This window comes from Citrobacter sp. Cb004 (genome assembly GCF_030337065.1).
Lineage (GTDB): Bacteria > Pseudomonadota > Gammaproteobacteria > Enterobacterales > Enterobacteriaceae > Citrobacter > Citrobacter braakii.
Genome location: NZ_JAOWCH010000059.1, coordinates 234,554 through 248,678 on the forward strand (window position 1 = coordinate 234,554; position 14,125 = coordinate 248,678).

12 protein-coding genes and 1 other annotated feature are annotated in these 14,125 nt (G+C 52.0%); of the genes, 4 read left to right on the plus strand and 8 right to left on the minus strand.

All coding sequences use genetic code 11. The annotated features are described in order from the left end of the window. The first annotated feature begins 23 nt into the window (after positions 1 to 23). Positions 24 to 917 carry an AraC family transcriptional regulator gene (locus OGV65_RS13475; protein ID WP_047498785.1) on the plus strand — a complete coding sequence of 298 codons (894 nt, stop codon included), beginning with the start codon at positions 24 to 26 and terminating at the stop codon, positions 915 to 917. On the opposite strand, the gene OGV65_RS13480 is transcribed toward OGV65_RS13475, so the two are convergent. Continuing rightward, complete coding sequence (locus OGV65_RS13480; RefSeq protein ID WP_286455053.1) at positions 914 to 2,236, minus strand: 6-phospho-alpha-glucosidase; 1,323 nt, start codon at positions 2,234 to 2,236, stop codon at positions 914 to 916. The genes OGV65_RS13475 and OGV65_RS13480 overlap by 4 nt on opposite strands. Then, entirely contained in the window at positions 2,233 to 3,852 is a 1,620-nt protein-coding gene (locus OGV65_RS13485) for an alpha-glucoside-specific PTS transporter subunit IIBC (RefSeq protein ID WP_153689870.1), read from the minus strand. Before OGV65_RS13485 ends, OGV65_RS13480 begins: the two co-directional genes overlap by 4 nt. Before the next feature lie 223 nt (positions 3,853 to 4,075). Between OGV65_RS13485 and OGV65_RS13490 the strand changes: the two genes are divergently transcribed. Continuing rightward, positions 4,076 to 4,792 (plus strand): GntR family transcriptional regulator, encoded by a 717-nt coding sequence (locus OGV65_RS13490; RefSeq protein ID WP_046276201.1) that lies wholly within the window; start codon positions 4,076 to 4,078, stop codon positions 4,790 to 4,792. On the opposite strand, the gene OGV65_RS13495 is transcribed toward OGV65_RS13490, so the two are convergent. From OGV65_RS13495 to ibpA, 3 genes are all read right to left on the minus strand, one after another. Continuing rightward, entirely contained in the window at positions 4,793 to 6,454 is a 1,662-nt protein-coding gene (locus OGV65_RS13495; RefSeq protein ID WP_046276202.1) for a putative transporter, read from the minus strand. Positions 6,455 to 6,735: 281 nt separating this feature from the next. Further along, entirely contained in the window at positions 6,736 to 7,164 is a 429-nt protein-coding gene (gene ibpB / locus OGV65_RS13500) for a small heat shock chaperone IbpB (RefSeq protein WP_003827096.1), read from the minus strand. 92 nt (positions 7,165 to 7,256) lie between these two features. After that, a complete protein-coding gene (gene ibpA, locus OGV65_RS13505) occupies positions 7,257 to 7,670 on the minus strand; it encodes a small heat shock chaperone IbpA (protein ID WP_003023882.1) in 414 nt (137 codons plus the stop codon). Next, positions 7,664 to 7,736: a sequence feature (ROSE (Repression Of Heat Shock gene Expression) occurs in the 5'-region of heat shock genes and acts as an RNA thermometer to modulate expression.), on the minus strand. Its footprint overlaps the gene before it by 7 nt. A 240-nt stretch (positions 7,737 to 7,976) precedes the next feature. On the opposite strand from ibpA, the gene OGV65_RS13510 reads away from it, so the two are divergent. Beyond that, positions 7,977 to 8,309 (plus strand): YceK/YidQ family lipoprotein, encoded by a 333-nt coding sequence (locus OGV65_RS13510; RefSeq protein ID WP_162489540.1) that lies wholly within the window; start codon positions 7,977 to 7,979, stop codon positions 8,307 to 8,309. A gap of 1 nt (position 8,310) precedes the next feature. Here the strand turns inward: OGV65_RS13510 and OGV65_RS13515 are convergent, their stop codons facing one another. After that, positions 8,311 to 9,537: a YidR family protein gene (locus OGV65_RS13515; protein ID WP_200051955.1), complete on the minus strand. Its 1,227-nt coding sequence runs from the start codon at positions 9,535 to 9,537 to the stop codon at positions 8,311 to 8,313. 99 nt (positions 9,538 to 9,636) lie between these two features. Here OGV65_RS13515 and cbrA point away from each other — a divergent pair, with 99 nt between their 5' ends. Further along, positions 9,637 to 10,755 carry a colicin M resistance lipid reductase CbrA gene (gene cbrA, locus OGV65_RS13520; RefSeq protein WP_286455055.1) on the plus strand — a complete coding sequence of 373 codons (1,119 nt, stop codon included), beginning with the start codon at positions 9,637 to 9,639 and terminating at the stop codon, positions 10,753 to 10,755. 4 nt (positions 10,756 to 10,759) lie between these two features. On the opposite strand, the gene yidA is transcribed toward cbrA, so the two are convergent. Both yidA and gyrB read right to left on the minus strand, forming a co-directional pair. Continuing rightward, positions 10,760 to 11,572, minus strand: a complete 813-nt coding sequence (yidA, locus tag OGV65_RS13525) for a sugar-phosphatase (RefSeq protein WP_016155065.1) — start codon at positions 11,570 to 11,572, stop codon at positions 10,760 to 10,762. Positions 11,573 to 11,702: 130 nt separating this feature from the next. Continuing rightward, on the minus strand, positions 11,703 to 14,117 hold the full coding sequence (gene gyrB / locus OGV65_RS13530) for a DNA topoisomerase (ATP-hydrolyzing) subunit B (protein WP_047498797.1): 2,415 nt from the start codon (positions 14,115 to 14,117) through the stop codon (positions 11,703 to 11,705). Between the last annotated feature and the right edge of the window lie 8 nt (positions 14,118 to 14,125).

The following is a 14,125-nucleotide window of genomic DNA, read 5'->3' on the forward strand; positions in this document are numbered from 1 at the left end:
TAATTCTCCGGTGGGAAATTAAAATGAATGGAAAGATGCAAAGTTCGCATGTAAAAAACGAAACTACGTACAATATTCCCCTGTTGATTCATGAAAGTGTGATCTCCAGCGGGATTTCATTGATCTCGCTGTGGCACACCTATGCCGACGAACATTATCGGGTTATTTGGCCACGTGATAAGAAAAAACCGCTGATTGCTAATTCATGGGTTGCGGTCTACACCGTCCAGGGCTGTGGAAAAATCCTTCTTAAAGGCGGTGAACAAATCACGCTTACCGGAAACTGTATAATCTTTTTAAAACCAACCGATATACAGTCTTATCACTGTGAAGGATTGGTATGGGAACAATACTGGATGGAATTCACACCAACCAGCGTAATGGATATTCCGCTACGACAACAAAGCATTATTTATAATGGTGATATTTATAATCAGGAGCTGACCGAAGTTTCGCGATTAATTACATCCCCAGACTCAATAAAAAATAATCTGGCAGTCGCCTTTCTCACAAAAATAATTTATCAATGGATTTGTCTTATTTACGCCGAAGGTAAAAAAGACCCACAGCGAATACAGATTGAAAAACTGATTGCCACTCTACATGCCAGTCTACAAAAACGGTGGAGCGTGGCGGATATGGCAGCCACTATCCCCTGTAGCGAAGCCTGGCTACGTCGTCTTTTTTTACGCTATACCGGAAAAACACCGAAAGAATACTATCTGGATGCGCGGCTGGAACTGGCGCTGTCGCTGCTAAAGCAGGAGGGAAATACGGTCGGGCAGGTCGCTGATATACTTAACTTCTTTGACTCGTTTCATTTCAGCAAGGCGTTTAAACACAAATTTGGCTATGCGCCGTCGGCGGTATTGAAACATGCGGACCGGCACCCAGAGGATGCCGGTCAACTGGGTTAGCGCAGTTCCGGCCAGTACTCTTTGTTAGCGTCGATCAAATCATCCAGAATCGCTTTAGCTACAGACGCACTCGGCACGGTTTTCGACAGGGTGATAGCCTGCCACAAACGCTGGTAAGAGCGGTGTTCCCAGGCATCGACCACCAGCTTCTCAACCGCCACCTGCTGGCTCATCAACCCTTTCTGGAACTGCGGGATATCCCCCACCGTCAGCGGCTCCGGGCCGTTATGCCCCACCAGGCATGGGATCTCGACCATCGCTTCATCATCAAAGTTATGAATCGCACCATTATTTGGCACAATCAGCAGCATCCGCTCCTGAGTGTTAAAGGCGATGGCCGCCGCCAGATCGACAATGTAGGAAGCATGTTCGTCAATCTCCAGTTCACCGGCCGCAGAATGGCCCGACTCAATAATGGCCCGGCAGGAACCGAACACCTGTTTTTCGCGGTGATCCATAACCTCGTTGGCACGGGTACGCTGCGGATTGGAGTGCTGGACCACGTAATCCGGGAACAGATAGTATTTCAGGTAGGTATTTGGCATGGTGTCCGGATCCAACGCCTGCACATCCTTCGCCTTAGCGAAGGTATCGTTCCAGCTCGCCTCCGTATGCGGGTCGTTCGATGGCGGCACATAACCATGCTTCGCCACGTATTCACGCAGCTTCGGCATCAAATCGTTACCCTGGAGATCTTCAATTGATGTCCACCAGCCAAAGTGGTTCAGCCCGTAGTAGCGCACGCGCATCTGTTTACGATCTTTAAGGCCGACAATCTGCGCCATCCGTCCTTCAATACCGATGGGCATATCGCAAATATTGAGGATTTTCGCATTTGGACGCAGTCTACGCGTGGCTTCAGCCACAATTGCCGCCGGGTTAGAGTAGTTAAGCATCCAGGCGTTTGGTGAATATTTTTCCATATAATCCACCAGTTCCAGCACACCGCCAATAGATCGCATGCCGTAGGCAATCCCGCCCGGCCCACAGGTTTCCTGGCCTAACACCCCGTGACGTAACGGGATTTTCTCGTCTTGTTCACGCATTGGGTATTTACCCACGCGGATATGTGCCATCACGAAATCAACATCGGTAAACGCAGTTTTGGGATCGGTGGTGTAACTAAACTCTATCTCCGGCGCCTGCTCTTTGAGGATGATTTTACACGCCTCGGCAATCACCTCCTGACGCGCGCCATCGTTGTCATAAAATTTCAGCGCACGAAGCGGGAAACGGTCCTGATTTGCCAGCAACATCAGCACGATGCCCGGCGTAAAGGTACTACCACCACCTGCGATAACCACTGAGAATTTTTTCATGATACTGCCTCCGTCATGGGGATCTGTTCGTTTGATAAAGTAGATTTCATTAGCGTTTCGAGCTGGTCGCGTACCTGAGGGACGTGTAAACCAACAATGACCTGAATACCATTGCCGCGACGCACAACACCGTGTGCACCCAGCGCTTTGAAGACGTCATCGCTTTGCGTTTTCGCCATGTCGTGAAGCGCAATCCGCAGGCGAGTGGCGCAGTTATTAATACTTTCGATATTGCCTGCGCCGCCTAACGCTTGCAGAAAACCGGCCGCCTGCCCCAGGTTGGTGTCTGGCGCAGCAGCGGTGGTTTGCCCACGCGCGGCTTTATAGTCAGCTTTGGTGTAGAGTTTGATTTCGCTGTCTTCCCGGCCCGGCGTTTTCAGGTTGAAGCGCAGGATCAGCGCGCGGAAGATGGCAAAATAGAGTGCAGTAAAGGCCAGGCCAATCGCTATCTGGGTGAACATCATTCCGGCATGGTTGTGGAACATCGGGATCCAGTTTTGCGGCAAGAACTGATCAAGCAGGCCGCCGCCCATATTGCCTACCACCCCACAGAGATACATCACCGTTGCCATAGACGCCGCCAGCACGGCGTGTACAGCAAACAGCAAGGGTGAGATAAACAGGAAGGTGAACTCCAGCGGTTCGGTGATCCCCACCAGCACGGCCGTCAGCGTGGCGGGGATCAGCAGTCCCGCCACCTTCACCCGGTTTTCCGGAGAGGCCGTGAAGTAAAGCGCCAGAGCAATACCTAATGAACCAAAGATTTTCGAGTTGCCGTGCAGGGCAAAACCCCCTTCCGGGAACAGTGTTTTCAGCGACTCTGTGCTTTGGCTGAATTCCTGCAAATGCTGCGCCCAGTAGACCTGGATGCCGCCTTCCACCGCCGCAGGGCCGAAGATAAATGGACCATAGACGAAGTGATGCAGCCCGGTCGGGATCAAAATACGCTCAAGGAAGGTATACACCCATACCCCCAGCGCCCCCGCAGAACGCAGAAAGGCTTGCAGGGATTCAATCCCCATCTGCACCTTTGGCCAACCCAGCAGCGTCAGCCAGGCACAGGGAATCATCACCAGGAAGGCAATGATCACCACAAACGATGTTCCCTGAAAAATACCGAGAAATACTGGCAAGGGTTTATCGAAATAACGATTGTGCAGAGCGGTAACAATACCGGAAATGACAATGGCGCCGATGATGCTGGTATCAAGTGTTTTAATCCCGGCCATCATCGTTAAGCCGCTACCTGCTGTCGGGTCTGCGCTAAAATCCACGCCGAAGAAATCTCCCCAGGTCATGCCCATGGCATTGATGAAGTAATTCCACGTAAGAAAGCTGACCAGTACCGCCAGACAAGCGCGCCCCTGAGCCTGTTTCGCCAGACCGATCGGCAGACCAACGGCGAAAATCAGCGGCATATTGCGAAATACCGTCCAGCCACCTTCTTCGATGATATGAACGATTTGTGCGAACAAACTGTTGGGATCGGTAAGCGCTTCACCCACAAACAGCGGGTTGCGCAGCATAATAGCGATACCGACGACGATACCGGCAAAGGGAAACAGCAGCACCGGGGTGAACATCGCGCCGCCAAAGCGTTGTATTTGACTGAGCATTTTCACATCCTCATATAACAACCAGTAGGGGAGAGGCCTTTTTTGTAGTGATTGCTGGCCTGATACGAGAATAGAAAGTTGCGATCCTTCAGACATGGCATGTCGCTGCGATTCGTGATCGCTTTCATGGTTTTAATTTCGGCAACGAGGTCTACTTTTTACGTAAAAGTTAGACATCAAAAGGTTTATGGTGCGGTAATTAAAAGAAAAAAGAGGTCTGGTAGTGATCTACAAATCAATTGCGGAACGACTACGAATTCGCCTGAATTCGTCTGATTACAACATCGGTAGCCCGTTGCCGGGTGAAAAAAAGCTTGCCCAAGAGTTCGCGGTTTCACGAATGACGATCCGTAAAGCAATTGATATGTTGATTGGCTGGGGATTGGTCGTACGCCGTCATGGGAGCGGAACTTATGTGGCGCGCAAAGATGTCCATCATGAAACCACAAACCTGACCGGACTGGCGGAAGTACTGAAGCGACAAGGGAAAGAGGTCACCAGTGAAGTACTGGTATTTGAAGTGATGCCCGCACCACCAGCAATTGCCAGCCAACTGCGTATCCAGATTAATGAACGCATCTACTTCTCACGTCGCGTTCGCTATGTGGACGGCAAGCCGCTGATGCTTGAAGACAGCTACATGCCGGTAAAATTATTCCGTAATTTATCGCTGGCGCATCTGGAAGGGTCAAAATTCGATTACATCGAGAAAGAGTGCGGAATAACTATCAGCGGCAACTATGAAAGTCTGACTCCCGTTCTTGCCGATAAGCAGCTTTCCGCGCAGATGAACGTACCTGAACAGACGCCATTGCTGCGGATTACCTCACTGTCCTACAGCGATAGCGGGGAGTTTTTGAATTATTCGGTGATGTTCAGAAACGCCAGCGAGTACCAGGTGGACTACCACTTACGGCGCGTCCACCCAGACTCAGCCTGACTAACCCATCCCCCAAAAAATCACCGCCAGCAGTTGCGGCGTGATAATTCGCAGGAACATCACCAGCGGATAAACGGTCGCATACGACAGCGCCGCTGCCCCGCTGGTGGCATGCAGGTTGTTAGCAAATGCCAGTGCAGGCGGATCGGTCATTGAGCCAGCCAGCATGCCGCACAGCGTGAGGTAGTTCATTTTGACGAAAATCCTCGCCAGCAGCCCCACGGTAATCAGCGGAATCGCGGTGATGAAAATACCGTAACCCACCCAGCTCAGGCCATCTCCCTGCGTCAGGGTATGAACAAAATCACCGCCTGACTTCAGACCAACCACTGCGAGAAACAGCACGATACCCAACTCTCGCAGCGCCAGGTTAGCGCTGGGGGGCATAAACCAATACAGCTTACCAATGCTGCCAATACGCCCCAGGATCAAGGCCATAATCAGCGGCCCACCGGCCAACCCCAGTTTTAGCGCCACCGGGAACCCCGGAATGAATAGCGGGATTGAACCCAGCAGAACACCCAGCCCGATCCCGATAAATACCGGCAGCATCTGCACCTGCTGCAGTTTTTGCTGGGCGTTACCCACCACATTGGCAACAGTATCAATCGAGGAAGGTCGGCCAACCAGATTGAGGATGTCGCCAAACTGCAGGCTGGCGTCGCTGCTGGCTACCAGCTCAACCCCCGCACGGTTCAGACGGGAGATAACCACGTCGTAACGCTCTTTAAAATGCAGGTCGCGAATTCGTTTCCCCAGCACCTGTTCGTTGGTCACCACCACGCGCTCAACGCGTAAATCGGTGCCTCGCGTCGACAGCGATGTGTCCACCTCCTGCCCAATCACCACCTGCGCGTTGTGCAGATCAGCAGGCTGACCAACCAGGTGTAGCAGGTCGCCCATCTGGATAATTGTCCCCGGCGACGGCACCATCAATGTTTCTTCACGTTTCAAACGTGAGCAGATGATTTTGTCGCTGTTCAGGATTGGGACATCCTGAATCGCCATATTGTTGAGGTTCGGGTTTTCCACACGGATATTCATCGTCTGAATCAGCGCGTGCCCGTTGGTCAGCGTGGATTCATGCTGATGGGCTTCGGCATCGACGTTGACGCGAAAAATAAGGCGCATCAGCCACATAGTGAGCAAAATACCGCAGATACCAAAAGGATAAGCCATGGCATAGCTCATCCCCATCTGATCCACCACATCAACAGGAGTACCCAGATCGCGCAGAATCTGCTGCCCCGCGCCTAACGCCGGAGTATTGGTGACCGCACCGGAAAAAATGCCCAGCACCACGGGAAGGGGAATGGCAAAAATCTTATGCAGGATCGCGGTGACCAGGCCACCCATGATAACAATCAGCACGGCAAACAGATTCAGCCGTAGGCCCGAAACGCGCAGTGACGCAAAAAAGCCCGGCCCCACCTGAATACCGATGGTGTAGACGAAAAGAATCAGGCCAAATTCCTGAATAAAATGCAGCATGTCACCGCTCAGGGTCATCCCTGCCTGATCGACAAAATGCCCGACAATAATACCGCCGAACAGCACGCCTCCGATGCCAAAACCAACACCACGTATTTTTATGTTGCCGATCCATAATCCGACAACTGCCACCATTGCCAGAACGCTGACCGTCAATGCTATATCACTCATTTTCCTGTTCCCTGTGAATAACATTTTATTTAACGAAGATTATGACTGAACCGTTCAGGCATGAATGCAGAGTGGCGCACATTATCATGCTACAGAGCGCCCAGGAGCGCTTAAGAAGAGCGTTCTTTACTGTTTTTCTTCACGTCGATTTGAAATAGCTGAATGCTTTTTTCTGGCAATGGCAGCGCTTCCGGCATCCTGCCCTCCCAGATCATAGTTTCATGTGGGCTGAGGCACAAAAAAGCCCCGTCATTTCTGGCGGGGCAAAGGCATGGAGCTATTTAACTGTCTAATGCGGGACGTTCGCTGATGGCGATACGTTGTGGAGCGATGGTTTCAGGTTCATTCCGGGTCAAATCGATATGCAGCAAGCCGTTAGTGAAGCTTGCGCCGGAGACTTCCATATTTTCAGCCAGCGTAAAGCTCAGGCTGAACGGCTGAGTGACCAGCCCCTGATGCAACCATTTGGTCTCTTTTTCCGGCTGCTGCGGCGTACCTTTCACGGTCAGGCGCGTGCCTTCCAGTTGAATATCCAGATCTTCCTGGCGGAAACCGGCTAACGCAAGGGTAATGCGGTAGTGGTTATCATCGCTCTTTTCGATGTTATAAGGCGGGAAGCTCTGGCTTTCGCCAGTGTTTTGCAAGGCATTGGCCAGTTTGTCAAAACCGATCCATTGACGCAGCAGTGGGGATAAATCGTAGTTACGCATAATAATCTCCTTCTAAGAAGCGAGTAAGTACCTTTTGGCTCCCTGACGGCAAGCCGATTGCTTAGCAGGGCCGCCTGAAGCGGCCCACAGAATTAGTTGATTTCGATACGGCGCGGCTTATTCGCCTCGGGAATCACGCGTTCGAGATCGATATACAGCAGACCATTCACCAGGTTCGCGCCGCGAACATGAATGTTCTCCGCTAACTGGAACTTACGTTCGAAGTTGCGCTCGGCAATCCCCTGATACAGGTAAGTACGTTCTTTTTGATCGTCCGCATGGGCGCCTTTCACCACCAGCAGATTGTCCTGGGCAGTAATTTCCAGTTCGCTTTCAGCAAAACCAGCAACGGCAATCGCAATTCGGTAATGGTTTTCGTCTACCAGCTCAACGTTATACGGAGGGTAGCCGCCATTGCTCTGGCCCTGATTGTTTTCCAGCAGGTTAAACAGGCGATCAAAACCAATAGCAGAACGGTACAGCGGGGATAAATCAAAGTTACGCATAATCAATAGCTCCTGAAATCAGCGAGAATAATAGACCTTCCATCATGGACAGGTCAGGTAGCCAGGACACCCATCAGGCATGCCCTTCATTTGTCTACACTCTAAAAATGGGTCTTAATACAAACTTTTCAAGCGTATTCATCTGACTTTTTTTGCAGTTTGTTGTCTATTGCATACACTGGTGGGAGCAGTTGTTATCGTTAAATCGCGATAGCCGCCACAGTGTGACGAAATGGTGATGTTATTTTCGCAACGGATCGCTTTAACTCACCATGCAAACACAATAAATACAGATGAAAAAAAATGATGATAAAAAAAATGTTGGTAACACTGACAATGTGCAGCGGGATGGCGTTTGTGAGCGGCTGTTCCAGCATTATGTCGCATACCGGGGGCAAAGAAGGGACGTATCCTGGCACGCGCGCCAGCGCCACAATGATTAGCGAAAGTGATACAAACTGGGGAACCAAGTCACTGGCTATTCTGGATATGCCGTTTACCGCAGTACTGGATACAGTATTACTTCCGTGGGATCTCTTTCGCAAAGATAGCTCGGTGAGATCCCGTGTAGAAAAAAGCGAGGAGAGAACGCAGGCCGCGAACGCCGTTATCCCTCCGGCTGAAATGCCTGCTCCTTAAGTTAACGCCCAGTCTCTGTTACCCACAGCTGGCGGAAACCCTCGACGTCTTCCATCCACGCAACCTGTCGACCATCAGGAGAGAAGATGATCGCATCGCCCGATGGTGGGTTGCCGTGACGGTCCGTTAAAAAATCAACCTCTCCCGTCTGAGCATCACAACAAGCAATTTTGTTATCCAGTACAAACCCCAGCCATTTCCCCGACGGATGCCAGTTGAATGCTGACTGAATATCCGTGGTGCAGCGGGTAAGCTGACGCGGTTCCCCTCCTTGTGGGGAAATCAGCCACAGTTGCACAATGCCGACGTCATCACGCATTAAAAACGCAATTTCAGATGCCTTCGGATTACTGCGCACCCAATGGCGCGGCTGATTTACCAGACCGGGAAAGGCGCGCGCATGAGTAAACGTCAGGCGGCGTTGATAAATACCGAATGGCGGCGCAGGCATTGTTGCCTCAGTGCCCTCCAGCGGAGCGTCACCCGGCTGTTTCCAGCCGCTTTCATCCTGTGGTAAATCAACAATAAATAACTCCGGCACTTTCTCGCCCGTGACTGATAACGTATCACCGATAAACGCCAGTCTGTTTTCCCCTACCCAGCCCTCTTCATAGGCGCGGTTAATCTCATCGCTACCCGGTTTAGGCGTGGGTGTCGTCTGGGTTACCAGCACGCACCAATGGCTCCCGCTGTACTCACGGGGATGCTGCGCGGAGACCGTCACCGGACCATAGGGCGCAGCCACACCGACATTGCGTAGATCCAGCGCCGGTGAGCGCTCATGCAGCACATGGTCGTTATAGGTGAAACTGACAAACTCGCCGCTCGGGCTAAATACATGCACATGGCTACCACCGCGCAGCGCGCCCGGCGTATATGGGGCGGTAATATCCATTGCATCCAGATTCTCCACTTTTGCCTGCGTAGCTATCACCCCACGCCGATGATGGAAGTCGTAATGCCATGTTTCATCAGGATTTTCAGGCCCATGAATAAACACATATTTTTCCAACTTTGGATGAACGGTCACCACGCCAACGTGCGCTCCCTGCATGGCCCGATAAATCACCTCCAGCTCGCCAGTATGAATATTGACGCGCTCAATTGTGTCGCCGGTAAAAGAGGCACCGGAAGGGCGCACATCAAAGACCAGCCACTGGCTGTCCGGTGTCCAGGTATTGATATTGGTAAGCTGATGATTACGCGGCGTAAAGGTGATTTGCTTCATGGAATGCCCTGATACAAGACGATTTCAGCAATCATACTTCACAAGCACTTCACTTTCAGGCTTTAGCGTATCGCCATCTTCATTTTTGCGGACAGAAAGATGGAACATTTTGACGTAGCCATTATCGGGTTAGGCCCGGCAGGCGCAGCGCTGGCGCGGCAGTTGAGTGGAAAAATGCGCGTGATCGCGTTGGATAAAAAACACCAGTGCGGCAACGAAGGTTTCACCAAACCCTGCGGCGGTCTGTTGGCCCCGGATGCCCAGCGTTCGTTTATCCGCGACGGGATAACCTTACCCGTTGATGTCATCGCTAACCCACAGATATTTAGCGTTAAAACGGTTGATGTTGCAGCCTCTTTGACGCGTAACTACCAGCGCAGCTACATTAATATCAACCGCCATACTTTTGATTTATGGCTTAAATCTCTCATTCCTGATGATGTACAGGTGTACCACGACAGCCTGTGTCGGAAAATCTGGCGCGAGGGCGATAAATGGCATGTCATCTTCCGCGCCGACGGTTGGGAGCAGCAGATCACCGCGCGTTATCTGGTGGGAGCCGACGGCGCGAACTCACTGGTACGCCGTCATCTCTATCCCCGGCACCAGATCCGTAAATATGTTGCTATTCAACAATGGTTTGCGGAAAAGCATCCCGTCCCGTTCTATTCCTGCATTTTTGATAACGACGCAACCGACTGTTATTCCTGGAGTATCAGCAAAGATGGCTATTTTATCTTTGGCGGTGCCTACCCGATGAAGGACGGCCAGGCGCGCTTTGACGCGCTGAAAGCGAAGATGGAAGCGTTCCAATTTCAGTTCGGCAAACCGGTGAAAAGCGAAAAATGTACGGTGCTGTTTCCTTCACGCTGGAAAGACTTCGTCTGTGGCAAGGACAACGCATTTTTGATTGGCGAAGCGGCCGGTTTTATCAGCGCCAGCTCACTGGAGGGGATTAGCTATGCGCTGGACAGCGCGGAGGCGCTTAAATCTGTATTGTTGCGGGATGCACCAGATATGAATCACGCTTACCGCAAAGCCACCCGCAAGTTACGTCTCAAACTGTTTGGCAAAATTCTGAAAAGTCGGGCCCTGACGTCGGCGTTTTCCCGTAAATGGATAATGCGCAGCGGCGTGGCGCATATTCCTCAAGGTGACCACTCAGTATCACAAATAATTGCTGAAACAGGGCAAATGCGCCAAGGCATTTGCCCATAACATCTTATTTCAGCGCAAACTTCTCAATGGCATACGCGACGCCATCTTCAAGGTTAGATTTCGTCACAAAGTTGGCGATTTCTTTGACTGACCCAATAGCGTTGTCCATGGCAACGCCCACGCCTGCGTATTCAATCATCGCGATGTCGTTTTCCTGATCGCCAATCGCCATCACCTCTTCGGCTTTTATACCCAACGCATCGGCCAGCGATTTCACGCCAGTCCCTTTATTGACGCGTTTATCGAGGATTTCGAGGAAATACGGCGCACTTTTCAGCACGGTGTACTTCTCTTTTACTTCCGCAGGTATGCGCGAGATAGCTTTATCGAGGATCTCCGGCTCGTCAATCATCATCACTTTCAGGAACTGGGTTGCGGGATCCATTTTCTCGGCTTCACAGAACACCAGCGGAATCGTCGCAACAAACGATTCATGTACCGTGTAGTAACTGATATCACGGTTCGCGGTATACAGGGTGTTGCGATCGAGAGCGTGGAAATGCGAGCCAACGTCCCGGGAGAGCTGCTCCAGATAACGATAATCATCATAGCTCAACGCGGTTTGCGCGACAGTACTGCCATCCCCTGCTTTCTGCACTAGCGCGCCATTGTAGGTAATGCAGTAGTCACCGGGTTCTTCCATATGCAATTCTTTCAGATAGCTGTGGACGCCGGCATACGGGCGCCCCGTGGTCAGCACCACATTTACGCCACGCGCGCGCGCTGCGGCAATCGCCGTTTTGACCGCGGGTGAAATGGTGTGATCGGGCAGCAGAAGTGTGCCATCCATGTCGATAGCAATAAGTTTGATAGCCATGAGTTCCCCGGATTAAATGAGTCCGTCCTCATGCTAACGCGATTCCGCTCAAAAAACAGCTACGAAAAGGGGGATAGAAAGGGGAATCGAGATTCCCCTTTTGCAGGACGGTTGTAGACCTGGGTGCAAGTTAGATATCGATGTTCGCCGCTTTCAGGGCGTTTTCTTCGATAAACGCGCGACGCGGTTCAACGGCATCGCCCATCAGCGTAGTGAACAGCTGGTCGGCGGCAATCGCATCCTTCACGGTAACGCGCAGCATACGACGGCTTTCCGGATCCATGGTGGTTTCCCACAGCTGATCCGGGTTCATCTCGCCCAGACCTTTATAACGCTGGATAGCGAGGCCGCGACGTGACTCTTTCTGCAGCCATTCCAGCGCCTGCTCAAAGCTGGCAACCGGCTGGCGGCGCTCGCCACGTTCGATAAACGCATCGTCTTCGATCAGCCCGCGCAGCTTCTCACCGAGCGTACAAATACGACGGTATTCGCCACCGGTCACAAACTCGTGGTCCAGAATATAGTCGGTATCCACACCGTGAGTACGGACGCGCACAATCGGCTCAAACAGGTTCTGCTCTGCGTTGTGGTGGATATCAAACTTCCACAGGCTGCCGTGCTGTTCTTTTTCGTTCAGCTCGGTAATCAACGTATTAACCCAGCGGGTAACGGTCTGCTCGTTCGCCAAATCAGCTTCCGGCAGCGTCGGTTGATAAACCAGTTCTTTCAGCAGCGCTTTCGGGAAACGACGTTCCATACGGCCAATCATTTTCTGCGTCGCGTTGTATTCAGAAACCAGTTTTTCTAACGACTCACCTGAAAGAGCAGGTGCGCTGGCATTAGTGTGTAGCGTTGCGCCATCCAGAGCGATAGAAATTTGGTACTGATCCATCGCTTCGTCATCTTTAATATACTGTTCCTGCTTTCCTTTTTTCACTTTGTACAGCGGTGGCTGTGCAATGTAAACGTGGCCGCGCTCCACGATTTCCGGCATCTGACGATAGAAGAAGGTCAACAGCAGCGTACGAATATGCGAGCCGTCGACGTCCGCATCGGTCATGATGATGATGCTGTGATAACGCAGTTTGTCCGGGTTGTACTCGTCACGACCGATGCCACAGCCGAGCGCGGTGATCAGCGTCGCCACTTCCTGAGAAGAGAGCATTTTATCAAAGCGCGCTTTCTCGACGTTGAGGATTTTACCCTTCAGCGGCAGAATCGCCTGGTTTTTACGGTTACGGCCCTGCTTCGCAGAACCGCCCGCGGAGTCCCCTTCCACAAGGTACAGTTCGGACAGCGCCGGGTCGCGTTCCTGACAGTCCGCCAGCTTGCCCGGCAGGCCCGCTAAGTCCAGCGCGCCTTTACGACGGGTCATTTCACGCGCGCGACGTGCCGCTTCACGGGCACGTGCAGCATCAATAATTTTGCCAACGACGATTTTCGCGTCAGACGGGTTTTCCAGCAGGTATTCGCTCAGCAGTTCGTTCATCTGCTGTTCTACCGCCGATTTCACCTCAGAGGAGACCAGCTTGTCTTTGGTCTGTGAGGAGAACTTCGGATCCGGTACTTTCACGGAAACAACGGCAATCAAGCCTTCACGGGCATCGTCACCGGTGGCGCTGACTTTGGCTTTTTTGCTGTAGCCTTCTTTGTCCATGTAGGCGTTCAGGGTACGGGTCATCGCCGCACGGAAGCCTGCAAGGTGAGTACCACCGTCACGCTGCGGAATGTTGTTGGTGAAGCAGTAGATGTTTTCCTGGAAACCATCGTTCCACTGCAGCGCAACTTCAACGCCGATACCGTCTTTTTCGGTGGAGAAGTAGAAGATATTTGGGTGGATCGGCGTTTTGTTTTTGTTGAGGTATTCAACAAACGCCTTGATGCCGCCTTCGTAGTGGAAATGGTCTTCTTTACCATCGCGCTTGTCGCGCAGACGAATAGAGACGCCGGAGTTCAGGAACGACAGCTCGCGCAGACGCTTAGCCAGAATTTCGTATTCAAACTCAACGACATTGGTAAAGGTTTCGTGGCTTGGCCAGAAACGTACCTGAGTACCCGTCGCTTCTGTTTCGCCGGTTACCGCCAGCGGCGCCTGCGGCACACCGTGCACGTAAGTTTGCTGATGCACTTTGCCTTCACGACGAATCACCAGCTCCAGTTTCTGTGACAGGGCGTTTACTACGGACACACCTACGCCGTGCAGACCACCGGAAACTTTATAGGAGTTATCATCGAATTTACCGCCTGCGTGCAGAACGGTCATGATAACTTCCGCCGCCGAAACGCCCTCTTCCGGGTGGATACCGGTTGGGATACCACGGCCATCATCGGTAACGGACACGGAGTTGTCAGCGTGAATCGTTACAACGATATCTTTACAGTGACCCGCGAGCGCTTCGTCGATAGCGTTATCTACCACCTCGAATACCATGTGGTGCAGACCGGTGCCGTCATCCGTGTCGCCGATATACATACCCGGGCGCTTACGCACCGCATCCAGTCCTTTCAGGACTTTGATACTGGAGGAGTCATAAGAATTCGACATCAACGTTT

Excerpts from the sequence above, each read along its gene's own strand:
- OGV65_RS13515 (WP_200051955.1), bottom strand. The coding sequence starts at position 9,537 with ATGAAGCAAATCACCTTTACGCCGCGTAATCATCAGCTTACCAATATC.
- OGV65_RS13480 (WP_286455053.1), bottom strand. The coding sequence starts at position 2,236 with ATGAAAAAATTCTCAGTGGTTATCGCAGGTGGTGGTAGTACCTTTACG.
- OGV65_RS13475 (WP_047498785.1), top strand. The coding sequence starts at position 24 with ATGAATGGAAAGATGCAAAGTTCGCATGTAAAAAACGAAACTACGTAC.
- yidA (WP_016155065.1), bottom strand. The coding sequence starts at position 11,572 with ATGGCTATCAAACTTATTGCTATCGACATGGATGGCACACTTCTGCTG.
- gyrB (WP_047498797.1), bottom strand. The coding sequence starts at position 14,117 with ATGTCGAATTCTTATGACTCCTCCAGTATCAAAGTCCTGAAAGGACTG.
- OGV65_RS13485 (WP_153689870.1), bottom strand. The coding sequence starts at position 3,852 with ATGCTCAGTCAAATACAACGCTTTGGCGGCGCGATGTTCACCCCGGTG.
- OGV65_RS13510 (WP_162489540.1), top strand. The coding sequence starts at position 7,977 with ATGATAAAAAAAATGTTGGTAACACTGACAATGTGCAGCGGGATGGCG.
- OGV65_RS13495 (WP_046276202.1), bottom strand. The coding sequence starts at position 6,454 with ATGAGTGATATAGCATTGACGGTCAGCGTTCTGGCAATGGTGGCAGTT.
- ibpB (WP_003827096.1), bottom strand. The coding sequence starts at position 7,164 with ATGCGTAACTACGATTTATCCCCACTGCTGCGTCAATGGATCGGTTTT.
- cbrA (WP_286455055.1), top strand. The coding sequence starts at position 9,637 with ATGGAACATTTTGACGTAGCCATTATCGGGTTAGGCCCGGCAGGCGCA.
- ibpA (WP_003023882.1), bottom strand. The coding sequence starts at position 7,670 with ATGCGTAACTTTGATTTATCCCCGCTGTACCGTTCTGCTATTGGTTTT.